The sequence below is a fragment of the Pseudobutyrivibrio sp. ACV-2 genome, from assembly GCF_900107545.1.
Lineage (GTDB): Bacteria > Bacillota > Clostridia > Lachnospirales > Lachnospiraceae > Pseudobutyrivibrio.
On the sequence record NZ_FNQZ01000001.1, the window covers coordinates 163,728 to 186,228 of the forward strand.

The 22,501-nt window shown below is 37.3% G+C and carries 22 protein-coding genes; 21 read left to right on the forward strand and 1 reads right to left on the reverse strand.

What is annotated here, in order from left to right; translation table 11 throughout:
- The first annotated feature begins 7 nt into the window (after nucleotides 1-7).
- The 20 genes from BLV53_RS00760 (at nucleotide 8) to recG (ending at nucleotide 19,716) form a co-directional block, all read left to right on the forward strand.
- Nucleotides 8-964, forward strand: a complete 957-nt coding sequence (locus BLV53_RS00760) for an RnfABCDGE type electron transport complex subunit D (RefSeq protein WP_090295742.1) — start codon at nucleotides 8-10, stop codon at nucleotides 962-964.
- A complete protein-coding gene (locus tag BLV53_RS00765; RefSeq protein WP_090295743.1) occupies nucleotides 957-1,580 on the forward strand; it encodes an RnfABCDGE type electron transport complex subunit G in 624 nt (207 codons plus the stop codon). The genes BLV53_RS00760 and BLV53_RS00765 overlap by 8 nt, the downstream gene beginning before the upstream one ends.
- Nucleotides 1,573-2,436 (forward strand): electron transport complex subunit RsxE, encoded by an 864-nt coding sequence (rsxE, locus tag BLV53_RS00770; protein ID WP_090295746.1) that lies wholly within the window; start codon nucleotides 1,573-1,575, stop codon nucleotides 2,434-2,436. Before BLV53_RS00765 ends, rsxE begins: the two co-directional genes overlap by 8 nt.
- Nucleotides 2,436-3,020: an electron transport complex subunit RsxA gene (gene rsxA / locus BLV53_RS00775; RefSeq protein WP_090295749.1), complete on the forward strand. Its 585-nt coding sequence runs from the start codon at nucleotides 2,436-2,438 to the stop codon at nucleotides 3,018-3,020. Before rsxE ends, rsxA begins: the two co-directional genes overlap by 1 nt.
- 13 nt (nucleotides 3,021-3,033) lie before the next feature.
- Nucleotides 3,034-3,825: an RnfABCDGE type electron transport complex subunit B gene (locus BLV53_RS00780; RefSeq protein ID WP_090295751.1), complete on the forward strand. Its 792-nt coding sequence runs from the start codon at nucleotides 3,034-3,036 to the stop codon at nucleotides 3,823-3,825.
- 114 nt (nucleotides 3,826-3,939) lie between these two features.
- Nucleotides 3,940-4,773, forward strand: coding sequence for a glutamate 5-kinase (gene proB / locus BLV53_RS00785; protein WP_090295754.1), 834 nt, complete (start codon nucleotides 3,940-3,942; stop codon nucleotides 4,771-4,773).
- A 1-nt stretch (nucleotide 4,774) separates the two neighbouring features.
- On the forward strand, nucleotides 4,775-4,996 hold the full coding sequence (locus tag BLV53_RS00790; RefSeq protein ID WP_170830719.1) for a DUF896 domain-containing protein: 222 nt from the start codon (nucleotides 4,775-4,777) through the stop codon (nucleotides 4,994-4,996).
- Nucleotides 4,977-5,567 carry a 5-formyltetrahydrofolate cyclo-ligase gene (locus BLV53_RS00795; RefSeq protein WP_170830720.1) on the forward strand — a complete coding sequence of 197 codons (591 nt, stop codon included), beginning with the start codon at nucleotides 4,977-4,979 and terminating at the stop codon, nucleotides 5,565-5,567. Before BLV53_RS00790 ends, BLV53_RS00795 begins: the two co-directional genes overlap by 20 nt.
- Nucleotides 5,564-6,808 (forward strand): glutamate-5-semialdehyde dehydrogenase, encoded by a 1,245-nt coding sequence (locus BLV53_RS00800; RefSeq protein WP_090295759.1) that lies wholly within the window; start codon nucleotides 5,564-5,566, stop codon nucleotides 6,806-6,808. The genes BLV53_RS00795 and BLV53_RS00800 overlap by 4 nt, the downstream gene beginning before the upstream one ends.
- A gap of 22 nt (nucleotides 6,809-6,830) precedes the next feature.
- Nucleotides 6,831-8,264, forward strand: a complete 1,434-nt coding sequence (miaB, locus tag BLV53_RS00805) for a tRNA (N6-isopentenyl adenosine(37)-C2)-methylthiotransferase MiaB (protein WP_090295762.1) — start codon at nucleotides 6,831-6,833, stop codon at nucleotides 8,262-8,264.
- A gap of 29 nt (nucleotides 8,265-8,293) precedes the next feature.
- Complete coding sequence (ruvA, locus tag BLV53_RS00810) at nucleotides 8,294-8,908, forward strand: Holliday junction branch migration protein RuvA (protein ID WP_090295765.1); 615 nt, start codon at nucleotides 8,294-8,296, stop codon at nucleotides 8,906-8,908.
- An 18-nt stretch (nucleotides 8,909-8,926) separates the two neighbouring features.
- Complete coding sequence (gene ruvB / locus BLV53_RS00815; RefSeq protein WP_090295767.1) at nucleotides 8,927-9,934, forward strand: Holliday junction branch migration DNA helicase RuvB; 1,008 nt, start codon at nucleotides 8,927-8,929, stop codon at nucleotides 9,932-9,934.
- Nucleotides 9,935-10,005: 71 nt separating this feature from the next.
- On the forward strand, nucleotides 10,006-10,431 hold the full coding sequence (locus BLV53_RS00820) for a cell division protein ZapA (RefSeq protein WP_090295771.1): 426 nt from the start codon (nucleotides 10,006-10,008) through the stop codon (nucleotides 10,429-10,431).
- Nucleotides 10,432-10,478: 47 nt separating this feature from the next.
- Nucleotides 10,479-12,590: a peptidase U32 family protein gene (locus BLV53_RS00825; RefSeq protein WP_090295774.1), complete on the forward strand. Its 2,112-nt coding sequence runs from the start codon at nucleotides 10,479-10,481 to the stop codon at nucleotides 12,588-12,590.
- 1 nt (nucleotide 12,591) lies between these two features.
- Nucleotides 12,592-13,932, forward strand: a complete 1,341-nt coding sequence (locus tag BLV53_RS00830; RefSeq protein ID WP_090295776.1) for an FtsW/RodA/SpoVE family cell cycle protein — start codon at nucleotides 12,592-12,594, stop codon at nucleotides 13,930-13,932.
- Nucleotides 13,929-15,368 carry a peptidoglycan D,D-transpeptidase FtsI family protein gene (locus tag BLV53_RS00835; RefSeq protein WP_090295779.1) on the forward strand — a complete coding sequence of 480 codons (1,440 nt, stop codon included), beginning with the start codon at nucleotides 13,929-13,931 and terminating at the stop codon, nucleotides 15,366-15,368. The genes BLV53_RS00830 and BLV53_RS00835 overlap by 4 nt, the downstream gene beginning before the upstream one ends.
- A 116-nt stretch (nucleotides 15,369-15,484) precedes the next feature.
- Nucleotides 15,485-15,670, forward strand: a complete 186-nt coding sequence (gene rpmB / locus BLV53_RS00840) for a 50S ribosomal protein L28 (protein ID WP_015549663.1) — start codon at nucleotides 15,485-15,487, stop codon at nucleotides 15,668-15,670.
- A gap of 104 nt (nucleotides 15,671-15,774) precedes the next feature.
- Complete coding sequence (locus BLV53_RS00845) at nucleotides 15,775-16,134, forward strand: Asp23/Gls24 family envelope stress response protein (RefSeq protein ID WP_090295781.1); 360 nt, start codon at nucleotides 15,775-15,777, stop codon at nucleotides 16,132-16,134.
- A gap of 13 nt (nucleotides 16,135-16,147) precedes the next feature.
- The gene (locus BLV53_RS00850; RefSeq protein WP_090295784.1) at nucleotides 16,148-17,662 is read left to right on the forward strand and encodes a DAK2 domain-containing protein; all 1,515 of its coding nucleotides are present in this window, start codon (nucleotides 16,148-16,150) and stop codon (nucleotides 17,660-17,662) included.
- 5 nt (nucleotides 17,663-17,667) lie between these two features.
- A complete protein-coding gene (recG, locus tag BLV53_RS00855) occupies nucleotides 17,668-19,716 on the forward strand; it encodes an ATP-dependent DNA helicase RecG (RefSeq protein WP_090295786.1) in 2,049 nt (682 codons plus the stop codon).
- Here the strand turns inward: recG and BLV53_RS00860 are convergent.
- Nucleotides 19,684-21,435, reverse strand: a complete 1,752-nt coding sequence (locus BLV53_RS00860; RefSeq protein WP_090295791.1) for an Rqc2 family fibronectin-binding protein — start codon at nucleotides 21,433-21,435, stop codon at nucleotides 19,684-19,686. The genes recG and BLV53_RS00860 overlap by 33 nt on opposite strands.
- Nucleotides 21,436-21,621: 186 nt before the next feature.
- On the opposite strand from BLV53_RS00860, the gene BLV53_RS00865 reads away from it, so the two are divergent.
- Entirely contained in the window at nucleotides 21,622-22,500 is an 879-nt protein-coding gene (locus tag BLV53_RS00865) for a YicC/YloC family endoribonuclease (RefSeq protein WP_090295793.1), read from the forward strand.
- Nucleotide 22,501 lies beyond the last annotated feature (1 nt).

Genomic DNA, 22,501 nt, shown 5'->3' on the forward strand with positions numbered 1-22,501 from the left:
ACGTGTCATGAGCGATTTATTAAAAGTTTCATCATCTCCACATGTCAGAGCAAAGGATGATACTAGTCGTATTATGCTTTATGTAATCCTTGCACTTTTACCAACTACTATTTTTGGTATTGTCAATTTTGGATTAAAAGCTTTACTTCTTGTATGTGTTTGTATTGCTACATGTGTGGCTTCTGAATATTTATTTGAAAAAGCTGTAGGAAAGAAGAGCACAATAAAAGATTTAAGTGCAGTTGTTACCGGTCTTTTACTTGGCCTTAATCTTCCTTACACAGTTCCTGTATGGCAGGCAATACTTGGTAGCATTTTTGCAATTGTTGTAGTAAAGATGCTATTTGGAGGTTTAGGTCAGAATTTCATGAATCCAGCCTTAGGTGGTCGTGCATTTATGGTTATATCATTTGCCGCTACAATGACTCATTTTGAGTATGATGGCGTTTCAGGGGCAACACCTCTTCAACTGCTAAAAAGCGGTGAAATGGTCAACACATTTGATATGCTCATTGGTCGTACAGCAGGTACAATCGGTGAGACAAGTGCTCTTTGTATTTTGATTGGAGCCATTATTTTGATTCTTCTTGGAGTTATTGATTTAGTTATCCCAGGAGTTTATATTTTATCATTTGTAATTTTCATTACTTTATTTGGTGGCCATGGACTTGATTCAACATATATTGTTGCACATCTTTGTGGTGGTGGTTTAATGCTTGGTGCATTCTTTATGGCTACCGACTATGTTACATCACCAATCACACCGCTTGGTAAGGTTATTTTTGGTATTTGCCTTGGTGTATTAACAGGCCTATTTAGAATTTTTGGAAATAGTGCAGAGGGAGTAAGTTTTGCAATCATTTTCAGCAACCTTCTTGTTCCTCTTATTGAAAGAGTTACAGTTCCAAGAGCTTTTGGAATCGTAAAGGAGCAAAAACCAAAGGAGGTGAAGGCTAATGAATAAATTAGTTAAAGACGCTTTGGTTCTTACATGCATCACTGTAGTTGCAGGACTTGCCCTTGGATTTGTATATGAGCTCACAAAAGCTCCAATTGCGAAAGCGCAGGCTGATGCATTACAGCAAGCATATCAATCCGTATTTGCGGATGCTGCTTCATTTGAAGATATGGATGGCTTTGATTCTGACAAAGCTACTACAATAGTTCAGGATGCCGGTTACACAGATGACACAATAGATAATTGTGTTGAAGCACTTGATAAAAGCGGAAATGTACTTGGATATGTTATTACAGTTACATCATCTGCAGGATATGGCGGAAAGATTACATTTTCAGTAGGAATCAATAATGACAGTGTAATTAATGGATATTCAATAACAAGCATCTCTGAGACAGCAGGTCTTGGAATGAAAGCCAGGGATACAGGCGATGGCACATTTTCATCTCAGTTTGTAAATCGTGATGCTGAAATATTTACTGTGACAAAGAATGGTGCATCTACATCTACAGAGGTTGATGCAATTTCAGCAGCTACAATTACATCAAAGGCTATGACAAATGGTGTGAATGCTTGTGTAACCTACTTTAATTCTTTAGTAGGAGGTGCTGCAAATGAATAAGAATCTTGAAAGATTATATAATGGACTTTGGAAAGAAAATCCAACCTTTGTATTGATGCTTGGTATGTGTCCAACACTTGCTGTTACCACGTCTGCAATCAACGGCATTGGTATGGGACTTTCAACGACAGTTGTACTTGTGCTTTCAAATATGATGATTTCAGCGCTTAGGAATCTTATTCCTGATAGAGTAAGAATGCCTGCCTTCATAGTAGTTGTAGCATCATTTGTAACAATTGTTCAGTTTTTAATGGAAGGATACACTCCATCACTTTATTCATCACTTGGAATATATATTCCACTTATCGTAGTTAACTGTATTATTCTTGGACGTGCAGAAAGCTATGCATCCAAGAATCCTATTATTCCTTCTATGTTTGATGGAATAGGAATGGGACTTGGATTTACTGTTGGACTTACACTTATTGGTATAGTTCGAGAGATTCTAGGAAATGGATCAGTATTTGGTGCTGTCATTACACCTCTTAATGATTTTCATATTTCTTTGTTTGGCTTGGCTCCTGGCGCATTTATAGTACTTGGTTTCCTTGTTGCCATAATGAATGTAGTTCGACGCAACATGGAAGCAAAGGGCAAGCCACTACCAGCTGTACAGGGCTGCTTGGGTGGAGATTGCGCAGGTTGTTCTCTTTCAAGTGCATGTACTGGTAAATCATTGGTACATCACGTGGAGCAGTTACCTCCAGTTGATCCAAAGGATGTTGCAAAGCCTGCAAGCGAAGCCCCATCAGTTAAGCATACAGCTAATGCAAAAAATACAGAAGATGTAGAAAAATCCGGTTCAGATTCATCCTATGCAGATGATAAAGAAGTGGGAAAGGGGGAGAATAAATAATGAGTTATTTTACAGGTCTTATACTTTTACTTGTCGCTTCAGCAATTGTAAATAACGTTGTTCTTTCTCAGTTCCTTGGTTTATGTCCTTTCCTTGGCGTATCAAAGAAGGTGGAAACAGCAGCAGGAATGGGCGGAGCAGTTATATTCGTAATTACGATTGCTTCATTTGTTGCTTCAATAATTTACAAATTCATTCTTGTACCTACAGGCTTTGAATACATGCAGACTATCGTATTCATTCTTGTAATTGCAGCACTTGTTCAATTTGTTGAAATGGTGTTGAAGAAAAATGTACCATCACTTTATGAATCTCTTGGTGTGTACCTTCCACTTATCACTACAAACTGTGCAGTTCTTGGTACAGCAATTAATAATGTAACAAACAATTACGATATTTTAGAATCTGTAATTAATGGCTTTGGCGTTGCTGTAGGCTTTACTATCGCCATCGTAATTATGGCTGGAATACGTGAAAAAATTGAATACAACGATATCCCTGAGACTTTCAAGGGCTCAGCTATTGTCCTTATTACAGCAGGACTTATGGCTATGGCTTTCCTTGGATTTTCAGGAGTAATTTAAGGAGGGCTGACAAATGAGTATATCAGGAATTTTACTGGCAGCAGTTATTGTTGGCGCTACCGGTTGTATTATCGGATTTTTCCTTTGTTTTGCTTCAGAAAAATTTAAGGTTCAGGTTGATCCAAAGGAAGAGGCTGTTCTTTCAGTCCTTCCAGGAAATAACTGTGGTGGTTGCGGTTATGCAGGCTGTTCTGGTCTTGCTGCAGCCATTGCAAAGGGAGAAGCACCTGTGAATCAATGCCCGGTAGGTGGCGCCCCTGTTGCAGCTTTAGTTTCAGAAATAATGGGTGTAAAAGCAGAGGATGGTGGACGTAAGGTTGCATTTGTTATGTGTAATGGTACCTGCGACCACGCCAAACAGCTTTACGATTATACTGGAGTTGAGGATTGTACAGCAATGGCTTTTGTCCCAGGCGGTGGTCCAAAGGCATGTTCCTACGGATGTATGGGATTTGGTTCTTGCGTAAAGGCTTGCCCGTTTGATGCGATACATATCATCGATGGTGTGGCTGTAGTTGATAAAGAAGCTTGCAAGGCCTGCGGAAAATGTGTTTCAACCTGTCCTAATCACCTCATCGAGCTAATTCCTTATGATTTTGGTCATGCAGTTCGTTGCCACAACAACGATAAAGGCAAGGATGTTATGGCAGTTTGTAATGTTGGCTGTATAGGCTGTCACAAATGTGAGAAGGTCTGTGAAGATGATGCTATTCATGTTGATGGATTCTTTGCACACATTGATCAATCTAAGTGTACGAGCTGCGGCAAGTGTGCTGAAGCATGCCCAAGACATATCATTCTTTAATTTTAAACAATTCATAGAAATAAAAGCCTGTAGTGTAAAAGCTGCAGGCTTTTTTACTTGCTTATACTAGGGGTGTAGTGCTATTATATAGCAGATATAAATTAGGAGAGCGCTATGTACGGACATGATTTTACAGAAAAGAAGCGAGTAGTTATCAAGGTTGGTTCATCTACAATCACCCATGATGCTACAGGAAATATTGATTACACAAAGCTTGAACGTTTGGTTAGACAGCTTTGTGATTTAAGAGCCCAGGGCAAGGACGTATGCCTTGTATCATCTGGAGCCATTGCAGTAGGCAGATATGCTATAGGTCTTAAGGAACGACCAAAGGACCTGGCTACAAAGCAGGCTTGTGCGTCAATAGGACAGGCTTATTTGATGTCCGTTTACCAAAAGCTTTTCTCTGAATACAATCAAAGAGCCGGTCAGATTCTCATGACTAAAAAGACCATGACTGACCCAGAGTCCAGAGAAAACGCTAAAAATACTTTTGAGGAATTGTTTAACCTAGGTGTCATTCCTGTTGTTAATGAGAATGATACTGTAGCCACACACGAAATTCAGTTTGGTGATAATGATTCCCTTTCTGCCATCGTTTCTGCACTCATAAATGCTGATGCACTTGTGTTACTTTCAGATATTGATGGTCTTTATACAGATGACCCTAACACTAATCCAGAGGCTGAATTTGTTCCTGTTGTCGAAAATCTTGAGGATGTTTTTGGTATGGCTTCCTCAGAAAGCACATCAAATGTAGGAACTGGCGGCATGACAGCAAAGCTTCGCGCAGCACAGATTGCCACGTATTCAGGTGCTGACATGGTTATCACAAACGGCGCTCACATAGGTAACGTTCATCGTATTTTTGAAAATAAAGATAAGGGCACACTGTTTGTTGCAAACAAGCGGGATGATGTCCATGTTTTAGATTTATTAGAGGATTAAAATGATTACGGAAAAAGATATTGCAAGAATAAACGAGTTATATCACAAAAGCAAGGCAGAAGGTCTTACTGATGCAGAAAAGGAAGAGCAGGCCAAGCTTAGAAAGTCTTATATTGAAGCAATCAGAGGAAATATTCGCGCACAGCTTAACAACATTGATTTAGTAGATGAAAACGGCAAGGTTGAAAACCTTGGTGAAAAATATGCCAACAAACATAAATAAGGAATTACGCTTAAAATATAAAAAAATCAGAGATGAAATATCTCCTGATGAACATCTATTATTATCACAGCATATAACCACACAACTAAAGGCTCTTTTAGAATCAGATTTTAAAAGGGCTAATATTTTTTTATGCTTTTATCCATTTAAAAATGAAGCGGGGCTTCTTAGCTTTTATCAATATTTATTAGATGAAAATAAAGAGCTTTATTTTCCTGTAAGTAATGGCAGCAATCATGAACTTAAGTTTTATAGAGTCTTAGATTTAGCTAAGGATTTTCATAAAGGATTTCGTGATATAATGGAGCCGAATGATGATTTGCCCGGGCTTTCAGATTTTTCTGGTGCAATAGCTATTACGCCAGGACTGATTTTTGATGAAAAATGTAATAGATGTGGATATGGTGCAGGCTTTTATGACCGCTTTTTTGCAAAGCATGAATCCATTACAAAAATTGGGGTATGCTTTGAGCAACAAATGGTTAATGAATTGGATATAAACGATTGGGATATTCCACTTGATTATATTGTTACTAATAAACGGCTTATTAAAAGAGGTGACGGACTATGACTTTACTTGAATTAGCAACAAAAGCGAGAGACACAAAATATGAGGTGGCGGCCTTAAGCACAAAAGCCAAGAATGATGCCATACTTTCAGTTGCAGATGCACTAGAAGCAAATAGCGCTGATATCATTTCAGCTAATGCTATTGATATGAAAAATGGCGAGGAAAAAGGACTATCAGCTGGTCTTCTAGATAGATTAAAGCTTGATGAAAGTCGTATTAAGGGAATGGCTGATGGACTTAGAGAGGTTGCTCGGCTTGAAGATCCAATCGGCAAGATTACAGAGGAATTCACTCGTCCAAATGGTCTTAGTATTAAAAAGCGCCTTGTTCCAATCGGTGTAGTAGGTGTTATTTATGAGGCTAGACCAAATGTTACAGCAGATGTATTCGGTCTATGCTTTAAGACAGGAAACGCTGTAATCCTTAAGGGTGGAAGCGATGCGTTAGAATCAAATAAAGCAATAGTAAAGGTTATCAAGGAAGCACTTCTTTCAAATAATCTTCCTGTTGATGCCATCACTTTAATTGAGGATACTTCAAGAGAATCCACCAAGGAAATGATGCGTCTCAATGGTTACATCGATGTACTCATCCCTAGAGGAGGTGCAGGCTTAATTAAATCAGTCGTAGAAAATGCATCTGTACCAGTTATTGAGACAGGTTCAGGTAATTGCCATATATATGTAGATTATGATGCAGATATCGATATGGCCATCAACATCATTATCAATGCTAAAACACAGCGAATTGGTGTATGCAATGCCGCAGAGTCTTTAGTAATTCATGAAGCCATAGCAGAAAAGCTTTTACCAAAGCTTGGCGAGGCGCTTAAAGAAAAAGGTGTTCAGATTTTTGCAGATGAAAAATCAAGACCATTTTTAAATGACTCAAAGCCTGCCACAGAAGAGGATTTTGGCACAGAGTATTTAGATTATATTATTTCAGTAAAGACAGTTTCTTCAGTAGAGGAAGCTATAGCCCATATTAATAAATACAACACAGGACATTCAGAATCTATAATCACAAAGGATAATAATAATGCTGAAAAGTTCTTAAGTGGAATAGATGCAGCTTGTGTTTATGTAAATGCTTCAACAAGATTTACAGATGGCTTCGAGTTTGGTTTTGGTGCTGAAATTGGTATCAGCACTCAGAAGCTTCATGCTAGAGGACCAATGGGACTTTTGGCATTAACAAGCTATAAATACACCATCTATGGAGATGGTCAGGTTAGACAATAGATTTATTAGATAGGATATTTAAATGAGTATTACAGATTTATTAAACAATGCTCCAGAAATGGAGCCAGAACGTCAATATTATTTTATTGAGGAAGCAAAAAAGCTTATAGCAAAAAAAGAAGAGGAGCTTGGACGTAAGCTTACATGCTGTGTAACAACCTTTGGTTGCCAAATGAATGCAAGAGACTCTGAAAAGCTTCTTGGTATTTTAAAGCAGATTGGCTATGTAGAAACAGACAATGAAAATGCAGATTTCGTAATCTACAACACCTGTACTGTTAGAGAAAATGCCAACAATAAGGTATATGGTCACCTTGGAATTCTTCATGGCTATAAGAAAAAGAACAAGGATATGATGATTGGCTTATGTGGTTGCATGATGCAGGAGCCAACAGTTATTGAGCATCTAAAGACCAACTACAAATTTGTTGATCTTATTTTTGGTACCCACAATCTTTATAAGTTTGCAGAGCTTTTTACTACAGCTTTACTTAATAAAAAAGGAATGATTATTGATATTTGGAAGGATACGGACAAAATCGTAGAAAATCTTCCAATTTCACGTAAATATTCATTTAAATCCGGCGTAAATATCAGCTTTGGTTGCAACAATTTCTGCTCATACTGTATCGTTCCTTATGTTAGAGGTCGAGAGCGTTCAAGAAAGCCTGAAGATATTGTGGCTGAAATCAAAGAGCTTGTGGCTGATGGCGTAGTAGAAGTTATGCTTCTTGGACAAAATGTTAATTCCTATGGTGTTGGTCTTGAAGAAAAGGTTACCTTTGCAGACTTACTACGTATGGTAAATGATATTGAAGGCTTAAAGCGTATTCGTTTTATGACACCTCATCCAAAGGATTTGTCTGATGAATTAATCGAAGCTATGGCGAGCTGTGACAAGGTTTGCCATCATATGCACCTTCCACTTCAGTCTGGTAGTACAGAAATCCTTAAAAAGATGAACCGTCGTTACACCAAGGAGCATTATCTTGGTTTGGTTGAAAAGCTTAGAGCTCGCATTCCTGATGTTGCCATTACCACAGATATAATTGTAGGCTTCCCAGGGGAAACAGAAGAGGACTTCCTTGAGACAATGGACGTAGTGGATAAGGTTCATTACGATTCTGCATTTACATTTATCTACTCTAAGAGAACAGGTACACCGGCCGCAACAATGGAAAATCAGGTTCCAGAGCATGTTGTAAAGGATAGATTTGATAGACTTTTAAGCCTTGTTCAAAAGCATGGACATGAGAAGGTGCAGGCACTTGAAGGAACAGTGCAGGAGGTTCTTGTAGAGGATGTAAACGAACAGGATTCTTCACTTGTTTCAGGTAAGCTTGCAAATAACGTAACAGTTCATTTCCCTGGCGATGAATCTATGATTGGCAAATTAATCAATGTTAGGTTAAACTGTTGTAAGGGCTTTTATTTCATTGGCGAATTAGCTGATTAGCCTAATTTACATCCGAAGGGAGATTTTCAATGTTTGCATACATAAGAGGCACACTTTCAGACATTGATGAAAATACAATTATTGTAGAGAACAATGGAGTGGGCTACGGTATTAGTTCATCCTCTAATACCATAAGCCAATTACCTGAGCTAGGCGAAGAGGTAAAGCTTAATACAAAGCTCATTCCAAAGGAAGATTCTATTACTTTATATGGATTCTATAATAAGGAGGAGCTTAAGATGTTTGAGCTTCTTCTTTCTGTTAGTGGAATCGGTCCTAAAGGAGCACTTGCTATCCTTAGCAATATGACAGTCAGTGACATTAAATTTGCAGTTGCAGGAAATGACTCAAAGGCTTTTGCTGCCTGCCCTGGAGTCGGTAAAAAGACTGCCGAAAGAATCATCATAGATTTAAAGGATAAGGTGGATATTATTGGTGCTTTCGAAGCTAAAATTACGTCTGATTTATCTGGTAAAAAGTCGGCACTTACATCTAATGTTAAGGAAGAAGTTATTGAGGCTCTTGTAGCGCTTGGATATAGCGCAAGCAATGCCGCAAGAGCTTTAGACAAGATGACTATTACCGAATCCACAACCACAGAACAATTGCTTTCAGATACATTAAAGCAAATGTCATTCCTATAAAATTTTTTGGGGAAGAAAATGTTATCAAACAAACAAATTACATCTACAATTGCAAATCACGAAGACCTGGTTAATGACAACACCTTAAGACCGAAATCTTTTGACGGTTATATTGGCCAGAGCAAGGTCAAAGAAAATATGAAAGTCTATATAGAGGCTGCTAAAAATCGTGGCGATGCCCTGGATCATGTCCTATTATATGGCCCTCCAGGACTTGGAAAAACCACTTTGGCTGGAATAGTTGCAGAGGAAATGGGCTCCAATATAAAGGTTACTTCAGGACCTGCTATTACGATTCCAGGGGAGATAGTTGCTATACTGATGACTTTAAAGGATGGCGACATTCTCTTTATTGATGAAATCCATCGTCTTTCAAAGCCTGTAGAGGAAACTCTTTATTCTGCCATGGAAGATTATGCTTTAGATATTGTTATGGGAAAAGATACCACTGCAAGATCTATTCATACAAAATTACCTCGTTTCACTCTTGTTGGAGCCACTACACGTCCAGGACTTTTGTCAGCACCTCTTAGGGATAGATTTGGAATTATTGGCCATATGGATTATTACACTCCTGAGGAATTGTCTGAGATTATCACTGCTTCAGCAGGAAAACTGGGCGCCCCTATTGATTATGAAGGAGCTTATCAGATAGCACTTCGTTCAAGAGGTACACCGCGTCTTGCTAACCGTTACTTAAAACGTGTTCGTGATTATGCAGAAGTCAAATTTGAGGGACATATTACCAAAGAGGTAGCAGCAGCTACACTGGATTCTTTAGAAGTTGACACTTTAGGTCTTGATAATAACGATAGAAATATTCTTCTTGCTATTATAGAACGCTTCAATGGAGGCCCGGTTGGCCTTGACAATCTCGCTGCTACAGTTGGAGAGGATTCAGGCACCATCGAGGATGTATATGAGCCATATTTATTACAACATGGACTTATCATACGTACTCCAAAGGGAAGAGTAGCTACAAAAGAAGCATATGAGCATTTTGATATGGCCTTCCCAGAAAACTAGCGTGGGCACTTGTTTTTCACCCTTAACAAAGTTATAATTATAAATGAATTTCTGTAGGGAGGATGCGTGTTATGGTTTCCGAGAAGAGCGCTAAAGTGCTTATAGGCGGGAAGGTATATACGTTAAGCGGTTACGAGGAGGAAGAATATCTTCAGAAAGTAGCCAATTACATCAATGCAAAGCTGGATGAGTTTAACACCATTGATGATTACAAGCGTATTTCAGCTGACCTAAAGGCCACATTGCTAGAGCTGAATATAGCAGATGACTATTTCAAAGCAAAGACTCAGGTTGAATCCTTGGAGTCTGACTTAGAGATTAGAGATAGAGAAATTTATAATCTGAAACATGATTTAATTTCAGCACAGTTAAAAACGGAAACATTAGAAGAGACAATTTCAAAGCTTGAGCGGGAGAACAAGGAACTCCTTCTTAACAAGACAAAGCTTGAGGCTTCCCTAGAGGATGCTCTTCTAGGTTCGTTATCAGATGATTAATCAAGAGTCCCAAACTATTGGGGCTCTGTTTTATTTAAAGGAATTATATGAATAAATTAGAACTTCTTTCACCAGCAGGTGATTTACAAATTTTTAAAGCTGTTGTTGATGCAGGGGCAGATGCTGTTTATTTTGGTGGAGATTTATTTGGCGCCAGAGCCTATGCTAAAAATTTCACCATAGAAGAGGCTGCTGAAGCCATTAAATACGCCCACATACATGGGGCTAAAGCATATCTTACTGTTAATACCCTTCTTAAAAATCCTGAAATTGAAGATAAGCTATATGATTATTTGCGAGCTTATGTAGAAAATGGAATTGATGCCTTTATTGTACAGGATTTTGGTGTATTTAATTTTATAAGAGAGTATTTTCCAACTACTCATATTCATGTGAGTACTCAGGCCAGCTTGTGTACAAAAAACGGTGCACAGTTTTTTGAAGGCCTTGGAGCCACCCGTATAGTAACAGCGCGAGAAATATCTATAGACGAGATTGCAAAAATTCATGCAGCTTGTCCTGACCTTGAAATAGAAAGCTTTATACATGGCGCTTTATGTGTTTGTTATTCAGGCCAGTGCCTCATGTCTTCAATCATAGGCGGTCGTTCCGGTAACAGAGGACGCTGCGCTCAGCCATGCCGACTTCCATATGAAGCCTATGAAAAAAATGGTAAGCATCTCAACAAAAATGGCAGCTATATTCTGTCCCCAAAGGATTTTTGCACTATAAATTATCTTCCTAAAATGATAGAAGCAGGAGTTGTTTCTTTTAAAATCGAAGGAAGAATGAAGCAATTAAGCTATGCAACAGGTGTAGTTTCTGTTTATAGACATTATTTTGATGAATACCTTTATAAAGGAGCTAAAAATTATTCTGTTACAGAAAAAGATATTCAAAAGCTTTTAGACTATGGCAATCGTTCAGGTTTTACAGATTTATATTTAACTCGACATAATGGCCCTGAAATGATTACCTTTGAAGCGCCTTCTCATACTAAATCTGAGGATAGCAGTGGCGTTATAAAGCCTTCAAAAATAAAAATCAATTGCAAGGTCTCAGCACTTTTAAACAAAGAATTCGAAGTGACATTTTCTGATGAAAGTGGACATATCGGTACATCTAAAGGGAATATTATAGAAGCTGCAAGCAAAAAGCCAACCTCTTATGAAGATATTGAAAAAGCTGTATCAGGCCTTGGGAATACACCTTTTACAATAGATAAGCTGACAATTGATTTTGATGATGACATTTTCCTGCCTGTATCAGTAATTAAAAACGTCAGAAGAACAGCAATAGAAGCCTTTGAGGCTAATCTGTCTGGACAGAATGAAGCTCCTGTTATAAAAGAATATTCTAGTCTTAAATTTACAGGTAAAAAAAATACTGTCCCTGGTTGTTTTGCGACAGTTCAGACATTAGACCAACTCAAAGCTATAAATGATGCTGATTTTGTGAATACAATTGCGGTTTCTAGGAATTTTTTTGTAACAGCCGTTTCTTCCTTTAATGGTGATGTATATATTTATCTTCCAACAATACTTAGAGAAGAATATGCTTCAGAGCTTACAATTGATGAAAGAGCTGCGGGAGTAATAGCTTGTTCATTTGATGAAGTGGGCTTACTTTTAAACGATGGCTATCCAAAAGAGAAAATTATTCTTGATCATAGACTTTATACCTTTAACAATCGCAGTATAAAGGGATTTAGAGATATATCTATAGTGAATAATTGTATTCCTTATGAGCTTTCTCTAAAGGAACTGAAACACAGAGACAATAGTCATTCGCAGATGATTATTTACAGCCGTATTCCTATGATGGTAACTGCAAATTGTACTATCAAAAACACTATAGGCTGTAAGAAAAATAACGATATTTATAATCTTGTGGACCGTAAAAATCAGCAGTTGGTTGTAAAGTGCAATTGCGATTACTGCTATAACACTATTTACAATAGCAAAAAATATATAGCCTTTGATTTAAAAAATGAGCTTATTGATTTAGGCGTAAAGGATTTCAGGCTTGATTTTACTGTTGAAGACTATAAAGAGACCGCAAGCATTCTTAAAGCTTATAAGGCCACATTTATAGATAACGAGCCATTTACCTTTAAAGAAGACTATACTAAAGGACATTTGAAAAGAGGAGTAGAATAAATTGGTTAGTGTAATTACGAATTTTTCGAGAATTACAATTCTTTCTTATGTCATCATTTTTACACTGATTGACTGTGTTCTTCTTTTTGAACCTAAACTAAATGAGGGCTTAAATAGCATTTTGGTCACCATCCAGGCTGTTATGATAGTTCTTTTTTTAGTGAATGGTTCTGTTGTTTTATATTTTTCTGCTGAAGAACCAAGAATAATTTTATTGCTAGTTCTTGAACTTTTATTTTTATTAATTTTTGCCTTGGTCATCAACAAAATAACTGTACCAGTCTCGAAAGGCCTGATAAATAATGTATTATTTCTCATTTCTATGAGCCTTATTACCCTTGAAAGACTTAATCTTACGAGAGCTGCAAGGCAGTTTATATTTTTAATTGCCGGAGTTATGCTTTCTATTCTTGTTGTTTATATTTTAAGAAAAATTCCTCAAATCAATCGGCTAACATTTGTTTTTGGAGGAACAGGGATAGTTCTTCTGTTGCTTGTTGGTCTGATGGGTGTTGTAGAATACGGTGCTAAGCTATCCTTGTCCTTTGGAAGTGTAAGCATCCAGCCTAGCGAATTTGTAAAGCTTTCTTATCTGTTTTTTATAAGTGGATGTATTGTTACCTTTAAGGATTTTAAAGGCTTTTTATTTGCTGGAATTGGTGCAGCACTTCATATTTTAGTTCTTATATATTCTAAGGATTTGGGAACAGCATTTATTTTTTTAGTTACATACATCTTTTTAATTTTTATCGCTTACAAGAATTACATAGTCTTGGCTATAGAGCTATTCTTAGGCATAGCAGGCGGATTTATTGCCTATAATATGTTTCCTCATATTCAAAGGCGATTTGTTGCATGGTCTGATCCTTTATCTGTAGTTGAAGATCAGGGATATCAGATTTCACAGTCATTATTTGCTGTAGGTACTGGCAGTTGGCTTGGTTCTGGCTTAAATAACGGCCTTCCAAACAAAATCCCTGTGGTAGTCAAAGATTTTATTTTTGCGGCCATTTCTGAGGAAATGGGAGCTATTGTAGCCATGTGTCTAATTATTATTTATATGTGCACGTTTATAATGATCTTTAACGTGTCATTTAACTGCACCTATAGTTTTTATATGCTTGTTACAAGTGGCTTTGCCATTATTTTTGCCATACAAACTATTTTAAATATTGGTGGCGTTATCAAATTTATTCCTTCAACGGGTGTGACTTTGCCACTCATCAGTTATGGAGGAAGTTCTTTAGTGTCACTTCTTATTGGAATTTTTATAACTGAATGCTCCGAGGATTTGTGGCATTTACCATCAAAACGCAAAAGGAATTACATTAATAAGAGATGAATAAAGTAACAAAACCGAAAAAAAATCATATACGAAAAGAGATATATGTAACCGCTGTTATATTTGCTTTTATTTTCCTTTGTATGATTTTTTTCCTATACCATTTTATAAGATACGATTCTAAGGATTTTATTTATAACTCGTTCAATGCCCGTTTTTCAGTGTTTGCAGATGATGTTGTAAGAGGAAGTATATACACAGCCGACGGAAAAGTGATGGCTCAAACCTCAAAGGATGATGAAGGAAATGAAATAAGAGTTTATCCAGATGAAAGACTATTTTCCCATGAAGTGGGGTATGTAGGGAAAGGAATGGCAGGACTTGAAGCGAGTTATTCCTTCGATTTACTTAAATCCCATATCACATTGGATGATCAAATTAACAACAGTCTGACTGGAATAAAAAGTCCAGGGGATAATTTATATACTACTTTAGATTATGATGCTCAAAAGGCTGCTTTTGAGGGTTTAGGTCTATATGATGGGGCAGTAATAGCAATAGAACCTGAAACAGGAAAAATTGTTGCTATGGTATCAAAGCCGGATTATGACCCAAATACCATTGCTAAATATTGGGATGATATAAATGACAGTTCAAAAAATAGCTCAGTACTAATGAATAGAGCTACAAATGGTTCGTATCCACCTGGTTCTACATTTAAAATTGTAACTACACTTGCTTATTTGCGAGAACATGACGAAGATGATACTTATTCCTATAACTGTAATGGCCACATCGATGTAGATGGTTACACGATTCATTGCAGTAGTAATGAAAAGCATGGCAAGGAGAATTTGCTTCAGGCTTTTTCAAATTCATGCAACAGTGCGTATGCTGATATTGGTATTCATCTTGATAGAGAAGCTTTTATTAATACTGCAGAAGATTTATATTTTAATAAAACACTGCCTACAATGCTTTCTGCATCCAAAAAATCTGCTTTTAATATAGATTCGGATACAAAGGAGAGCATTGTAGGTCAAACCGCTATCGGGCAGGGAGCTACATCAGTGTCACCACTTCATATGGCAATGCTTGTTTCTGCTATTGCAAATGACGGTGAACTAATGGAACCATATTTGGCAGATAAGCTGGTCAGTGCTGAGGGTGATATTGTAAGCCAGACAGAGCCTGTCAGTGCAGGACTTATTATGTCAGCAGAAGAAGTTGATACCTTAAATAAATACATGGAAGCCGTCGTAATGGATGGAACTTCGGCAAAGGTTGATTTTGGAGATCTAAGTGTCTATGGAAAGACAGGAACTGCAGAATACTCAGAAAACAAAAAGCTGACTCATTCCTGGTTTGTGGGATATGCTTCAAATGATGATGGAAAACAGCTTGCAATAGCAGTAATTATGGAGGGAGCAGGCTATGGAAGTAAGTTTGCAGCCCCTTTAGCAGCCAAAGTTTTTAATGCATATTTTGAAGAATAAATAAATTTTAAAGATATTTAATAAAAAAGCATTGCAATTTATAAAATGCCTTGCTATAATACCCATGTTGCGAAAAATCGCACTGTTTTTGAAATATCTTACAAGGAGGTGCAATCATGGCAAAATGTGCAGTTTGTGGAAAAGGCGCTCATTTCGGTAACAATGTGAGCCATTCTCATAGAAGATCCAATCATATGTGGAAATCTAATGTGAAGTCCGTTAAGTGTAATGTGAATGGAACACCTAAGAAGTTATATGTATGTACTTCTTGTTTACGTTCTGGCAAGGTTGAGCGAGCTTAATCTTACACGATATTGAAAGTCACTCGAAAGGGTGGCTTTTATTTTTTCTTTAGTATATAATGTACTACATAATATGACTAAATATGCGAATTTGGAGGTACGTTATGCAAGGTCAAATGGAAACAGAGCTTGGTAAGATTGTTATAGACACAGATGTTATTGCGACTTATGCTGGTTCAGTTGCTGTTGAATGCTTCGGTATCGTTGGAATGGCCGCTGTTAATATGAAGGATGGCTTGGTAAAGCTTCTCAAGAAGGATTACCTTAATCATGGTATTAGCGTAAATATTACTGAAAGCAATGGAATTGTCCTGGATTTTCATGTTATTGTTTCTTACGGTATTAGCATTGAAGCAGTTGCAGAGAATCTCATTGAAACTGTTAAATACAAGGTATCTTCTTTTACTGGTTTAACTGTAGAGACAATCAATATCTACGTTGAAGGCGTAAGAGTTATTGACTAAGGAGGAATTTTAGGTGGAAATCCAAACAATCGATGCGTCTTTGTTTGCAAAGATGTTTCTTTCTGGAGCAAAGAATCTTGAGTCTAAGAAAGAATGGATTAATGAATTGAATGTATTCCCTGTACCCGATGGTGATACAGGTACAAATATGTGTATGACTATCATGTCTGCAGCAAATGCTGTTGCAGAGCTTGATAATGCTGACATGAAGACAGTTGCTAAGGCAATTTCTTCTGGCTCATTAAGAGGTGCTAGAGGTAATTCTGGTGTTATTTTGTCACAGCTCTTCAGAGGCCTAACAAAGGTTATGACAAGCTATGACGAGGTTACTGTAGAAGTTCTTAGCGAAGCTTTCGAGAAGGCTGTTCAGACTGCTTACAAGGCTGTTATGCAGCCAAAGGAAGGTACAATCCTTACTGTTGCAAGAGGAGCTGCTGATAAGGCTGCTGAAATGGCTCAGGTAACAGACGATATTGTTGAATTTGCAGAGGCTGTTATTGCAGAAGCAGAGGCAGTACTTGCAAAAACACCTGATATGCTTCCTGTATTAAAGCAGGCTGGAGTAGTTGATTCAGGCGGACAGGGCTTAGTATGTGTTCTTCAGGGTGCTTATGATGCCCTTATTGGCAAGGAAGTTGATTACACAGCTTTCGTTCCAGAGACTGCTTCTAAGGCTGAAAAATGCACTACAACTGTAGAGTTTGTTATCACTACAGACAAACCACTTGCTACATATCAGCTCAAGGAATTAAAGGCAAAGCTTGAGGGAATTAATATCGGTACTATTTCAGATCTCAAGATTGGTGATGAAGCAGTAGCTTCAAAGGAAACAGAGGCTAAGGAAGAGACAAAGCCAACAGAGCCTGCAAAGGAGATGGGATTTGTTTCAATCGCTACAGGTGAAGGTCTTACTTCTATCTTTACAGAGCTTGGATGTGACTACATGATTCCGGGTGGCCAGACAATGAACCCAAGCACAGATGATATTTTAAGTGCAATTGAAAAGGTTAATGCAAAAACTATATTTGTATTACCAAACAACAAAAATATCATTCTTGCTGCAAACCAGGCCTCAAGCATTTGCAAAGATAAAAAGGTTGTAGTTATTCCAACAAAGACTATTCCTCAGGGTATTACAGCTCTTATTTCTTTTGACCCAGATGCAAGCGTAGAGGATAACGAGTCTAACATGACTGAAGAAATCAAAAATGTTAAGACTGGCCAGGTGACATATGCTGTTCGTGATACTATTATCGACGATAAAGAAATCACAAAAGATGACTGGATGGGCATGGCTGATACGGGACTTCTTTCTGTAAATGCCGACATTAACGTGGCTTTCCAGGAAATGATAGATAAAATGGTTACTGAAGATTCAGCTGTAGTTTCTATTTACTGGGGCGAAGGCAGTGACCAGGAAAAAGCAGATGCACTTGGAAAAGCTGTTGAAGAAAAATATCCTGACCTTGAGGTGGAAATATCTGAAGGCGGTCAGGCTGTTTATGCTTATATTGTTTCAGTGGAGTAATGATTATGGATTTGTTGTCACCAATTGACACTATCAAGGGTGTAGGAGAAAAGACAACTAAATTATTTAATAAATTAGGAGTATATACCATTGAGGATATACTCCTTTTTTTTCCGCGAACATATCTGGTATATCCGGAATGTTCTATACCAGATAAAGATAGTGTTAATTCTTTAATTAGTATTTCAGGCAGGATAAAGTCTTCACCAAAAATGTTCAGATCTAAAAACCATATGGATATTTTGTCTGTGACGACCTATGTAAATGATATTCCTGTAGATTTGGTATGGTTCAATTCAAATTATCTTAGAAATAATTTTGAACCTGGTAAGGTTTATATCTTTTATGGCAGGCTTGTATCTGAAAAAGGAAGATTTAAAATTTCGCAGCCCGCTATTTTTACCCCTGAAAAATATCAGGAGCTCAGAAGAGAAATTCAGCCGATTTATCATTTAACTAAAGGCCTGACTAATAATGCAGTATTAAAAGCTGCAAAATCTGCCTTTGAAGGGGCTAAAATTCCTGAATTCAGGTTACCTGAAGAACTGGAGAAAAAGAATGATTTTATGCCTTATAACAAGGCTTTATATACATATCATTTCCCAGATAAATTTGAAAAATTAGTTGAGGCCAGAAGACGCCTTGCCTATGAGGAAATGTTTTTCTTTATCTTAAACTCAAAGCTTCAGGAAGAAAAAAGTATTTCGTTTCCTAATGAATTTGATATTTGTCATCATCAAGAAACGGATTGTTTTAAGAGCAAATTAAAATATAGTTTAACATCTGATCAGGATAAGGTGTTATCTGAAATTCTTTCCGATTTAACGGGAAATTACGCTACGCAGCGTCTTATCCAGGGGGATGTAGGTAGTGGAAAAACAATAGTGGCGTTTCTTGCAATGCTTGACGTGGCTTTATCAGGCTATCAAGCGGCTATAATGGCACCTACAGAGGTTTTGGCAAAGCAACATTATGAAAGCTTTACAGAATGGATTGAGCTTGCAGGAATTGATATACCTGTTGCACTTTTTACCGGTTCTATGAAAGCTTCTGAGAAAAAAGCTATGCAAAAGCTGGTAGATGAAAATCCAAACACGCTGATAATTGGTACTCATGCTTTAATTACAGATGGCCGAGAATTCGGAAATCTTGCTCTTGTAATTGTAGATGAGCAGCATCGTTTTGGAGTTCAGCAAAGAGATAAGCTCTCCTCAAAGGGCAATCATCCACATATCATAGTCATGTCTGCCACACCTATTCCAAGGACCCTTGCAATGATTTTATATGGAAATATGCATGTTTCTGCCATAAAGGAACTTCCGGCCAACAGACTTCCTATAAAGACCTGCGTTATCAAAGAAAGTATGAGACCTACTGCTTATAAATTTGTTTCGGATGAGGTTGAAAAGGGGCATCAAGCATATATTATTTGTCCTCTTGTTGAAGCATCTGAAACTACAGAAGCACAGAATGTTACAGATTACAGCAAGAAACTGAAATCATATTTTAATGATAAATACGAAATAGGTGTCCTTCATGGCAAAATGAAACCTGCAGAGAAAAATCAGGTTATGGAAGATTTTGCTAACCATAAGACCCAGATTTTAGTATCTACAACTGTAGTAGAGGTAGGTGTAAATGTTCCTAATGCTACTGTAATTATGATAGAAAATGCCAATAGATTTGGCCTGGCTGCGCTACATCAGCTGAGAGGACGTGTAGGCCGTGGAGATGCCCAAAGCTATTGTATCCTTATGAATGAAAGTAAGGATGACAATCAGTCAAAACGACTAAATATTATGCTTAAATCAAATGATGGATTCTATATCGCAAAAGAAGATTTAAAGCTAAGAGGTCCTGGGGATTTGTTTGGCGTAAGACAAAGCGGCGAATTCAGCTTTAAGGTAGCTGATATTTATCAGGATGCAAATGAGCTGGAAATGGCATCAAATGACGTAGATATCATATTAAAAGAGGACCCTAATTTAGATAATCATCTAGAATTAAGGTCCACCTTAAATTTATTCCTCGCCAACCAGTTTTACGTGCTCTAGAGTTGGAGATACAACCATTGAATAATTAGTATAATATACTACAAAGCCTGCCACAGCACTGGCGGGCTTTTTTACGTTTTTCTTCTGGAGATAATCTATTTCTACTTTGTCTGTATCTCTGCCAGAAGAATAGTAGGCGGCAAGCTCTGCTGCGTACTCATAGGAACTGTCAGGAAGCTCTTTTCCGTTTGTTTTTACGATGACATGAGAACCATGTATCTTTTTTGTGTGGAACCACCAGTCATTGCCAGTAGCAAATTTAAAGGTCAGCTCGTCGTTTTGATAATTATTTTTTCCTACATAGATATCAAAACCGTTGTCATCGATAAAGTGCAGCGGCTTGCTTTTTTTAATCTTTTCTTTTTTGCCTGTATTGTGCTTTTTGATAAATCCGTAATCTACAAGCTCTCGACGTATATCAGCTAAATCACTTTCTGTTTCTGCAATATTTAAAGCAGTTTCGATAGTTTTTAAAAGCTCTAATTCTTGCTCGGATTGAGCGATATAAGTATCTAGAGCTTCTGCAGTACGTTTTAATTTGGCATATTTGTCAAAGTATTTCTTGGCATTTTCAGATGCTGATAAATCAGGATCAAGAGGAATAGTAAGCTCATTATTGTCGTAGTAATTGATAACAGTAATGGATTTATCCTTTGGTTTAGCTTCATAACCATAGGTGTGGAGCAATTCCCCGTATACTTTGTATTTATCTCTTTTTTCTGTATCCTTAAGCTGCTTTAACTGTAAATCCAATTTCTTAGAAGAACGCTCAATGTGATTTGATATTATTTTTCTTAAATCAGATGATTTCTGTCTGATGTTAGTGTATCTGTTTCTTTTGGCATAGAATTCTACAAGCACCTTTGAAATAGAATCTATTGGCTTGATAGTCATATCCTGATACATTTTAAAATCTATAGGACCATACTCCACAGGCTCATCTTTTGCTGGATTTATGATTATAGAATAGTGATAGTGATTTTTTTTAACATCATCCATCAAATTATTAAATTCCTTGCAGAATCTGTCTTTATGTTCGTCAAAAAGTGAGGCACAGCTAGCATCTGAATCAAGTCCTGACCTATAGCAGATTTCATTTGCGATAGTAGGGCTGATTCCAATAAAAGAAGACATAATGGCCTTGTATATTGAATCGCTTCTTTTTAGAACCGTGTTTTTAATATATTCATCTGTTGCCTCAAGAGGATTGATTTTACCTTCCTGGGTTGGAATAAAATAGTCTCTTCCAGGCAAAACCTCACGAACCGAGCTGACTGAGGACGGAACATGTTTGATTGAATCTAAAATCATATTTTCTTCATTACAGAAGATGATATTAGAATGTTTTCCCATAATTTCCACATAGAGATATTTAAAGGTAATATCACCCATTTCATTTAGATGTTGGATTTTAAATCGTACAGCACGCTCTAAGCCCATCTGGGATATTTCTATGATGCGGCCTGCTCCGATGTGTTTTCTTAGAAGCATACAAAAACCTGGTGCCTGGGCAGGCGCTGGCTTATTTTCTTCGGTTATATACATAAACGGGAGAGAAGCATTTGCTGATATTAGAAGTCGCTTATTACCTCCAGCAGTATTAATAGTAATCAACAGTTCTTCTCGTTCTGGTTGTGAAATCTTGTTAATTTTGCCATTTAATAGTTGTTCGTTAAATTCATGAACAAGGGCATGAATTGTAATTCCATCTAATGCCATATTGTAGTCCTTTCTAGATTGGCTGTCATAGCAAGTGCTAAAAGTCTATAAATTTATGCTGATATTTTCATAGTTTGGTCAGCAAGAAGTCATAAACACTTGCATCTTATAATACATTTAATTATAATTAAAAACAACTATGTGAAGGTGGACAAGTGTGCTTAACATGGTTCAAAGGAGACTAAAATGGTACGTAGCATGACAGGTTACGGCAAAGGATTTGCCGAAAACGAGGACGCTAGAGTCACTATCGAGATGAAGTCTGTTAATCACAGATATCTTGACTTGAATATCAAACTTCCTAAGAAACTCAATTTCTTAGAGAGTCAGGTTCGAAACAAAATCAGCGAAAGTATTTTCAGAGGAAAAGTGGATGTTTATATTACTCTAAATGAGCATTCTGATGCCTGCTATCAGGTGTCTGTTAATGATGCTATTGCGCTGAAATATTACGAATCCATATCAGCTATGGCTGAAAAGCTAGGCATAGATAATGACATGAAAGCTAGCAGTATTTCAAGACTGCCTGATGTAATTGAGCTTGAGGAAGTAGAAGCTGATGAAGATAGCCTTAAAGCTCTTGTAAATGAAGCTCTTGATGTATGCCTTTCACAGTTTATAGAGGCTCGCATTGCTGAAGGTAATCGTCTTGAAAAGGATTTAATTGCTAAAATGGATGAAATGCTTGTTCTTGTAGACAAGCTTGAGCAAAGAAGTCCAAAAATAATCGAAGAATATCGAACACGCCTTACAGCAAAGGTAAATGAGCTCCTTGCTGATTCTCACATTGATGAGGGACGAATAGCTCAGGAGGTTGTTATTTACGCTGATAAAATCTGCATTGATGAGGAAATGGTTAGACTAAAAAGCCATGTCGACGAAACAAAAAGCGTTTTCGATTTAGACAAAGAGGTGGGCAGAAAACTTGATTTTTTGGCACAGGAACTAAATCGTGAGGCAAACACCATACTTTCCAAATCTACTGACGTTGAAATTGCTGATATCGGTATCACCCTTAAGACATTAATTGAGAAAGTTAGGGAGCAGATTCAAAATATAGAATAAT

Coding starts and splice junctions, on each gene's coding strand:
- BLV53_RS00760 (WP_090295742.1), top strand. CDS start 8: ATGAGCGATTTATTAAAAGTTTCATCATCTCCACATGTCAGAGCAAAG.
- BLV53_RS00765 (WP_090295743.1), top strand. CDS start 957: ATGAATAAATTAGTTAAAGACGCTTTGGTTCTTACATGCATCACTGTA.
- rsxE (WP_090295746.1), top strand. CDS start 1,573: ATGAATAAGAATCTTGAAAGATTATATAATGGACTTTGGAAAGAAAAT.
- rsxA (WP_090295749.1), top strand. CDS start 2,436: ATGAGTTATTTTACAGGTCTTATACTTTTACTTGTCGCTTCAGCAATT.
- BLV53_RS00780 (WP_090295751.1), top strand. CDS start 3,034: ATGAGTATATCAGGAATTTTACTGGCAGCAGTTATTGTTGGCGCTACC.
- proB (WP_090295754.1), top strand. CDS start 3,940: ATGTACGGACATGATTTTACAGAAAAGAAGCGAGTAGTTATCAAGGTT.
- BLV53_RS00790 (WP_170830719.1), top strand. CDS start 4,775: ATGATTACGGAAAAAGATATTGCAAGAATAAACGAGTTATATCACAAA.
- BLV53_RS00795 (WP_170830720.1), top strand. CDS start 4,977: ATGCCAACAAACATAAATAAGGAATTACGCTTAAAATATAAAAAAATC.
- BLV53_RS00800 (WP_090295759.1), top strand. CDS start 5,564: ATGACTTTACTTGAATTAGCAACAAAAGCGAGAGACACAAAATATGAG.
- miaB (WP_090295762.1), top strand. CDS start 6,831: ATGAGTATTACAGATTTATTAAACAATGCTCCAGAAATGGAGCCAGAA.
- ruvA (WP_090295765.1), top strand. CDS start 8,294: ATGTTTGCATACATAAGAGGCACACTTTCAGACATTGATGAAAATACA.
- ruvB (WP_090295767.1), top strand. CDS start 8,927: ATGTTATCAAACAAACAAATTACATCTACAATTGCAAATCACGAAGAC.
- BLV53_RS00820 (WP_090295771.1), top strand. CDS start 10,006: ATGGTTTCCGAGAAGAGCGCTAAAGTGCTTATAGGCGGGAAGGTATAT.
- BLV53_RS00825 (WP_090295774.1), top strand. CDS start 10,479: ATGAATAAATTAGAACTTCTTTCACCAGCAGGTGATTTACAAATTTTT.
- BLV53_RS00835 (WP_090295779.1), top strand. CDS start 13,929: ATGAATAAAGTAACAAAACCGAAAAAAAATCATATACGAAAAGAGATA.
- rpmB (WP_015549663.1), top strand. CDS start 15,485: ATGGCAAAATGTGCAGTTTGTGGAAAAGGCGCTCATTTCGGTAACAAT.
- BLV53_RS00845 (WP_090295781.1), top strand. CDS start 15,775: ATGCAAGGTCAAATGGAAACAGAGCTTGGTAAGATTGTTATAGACACA.
- recG (WP_090295786.1), top strand. CDS start 17,668: ATGGATTTGTTGTCACCAATTGACACTATCAAGGGTGTAGGAGAAAAG.
- BLV53_RS00860 (WP_090295791.1), bottom strand. CDS start 21,435: ATGGCATTAGATGGAATTACAATTCATGCCCTTGTTCATGAATTTAAC.
- BLV53_RS00865 (WP_090295793.1), top strand. CDS start 21,622: ATGGTACGTAGCATGACAGGTTACGGCAAAGGATTTGCCGAAAACGAG.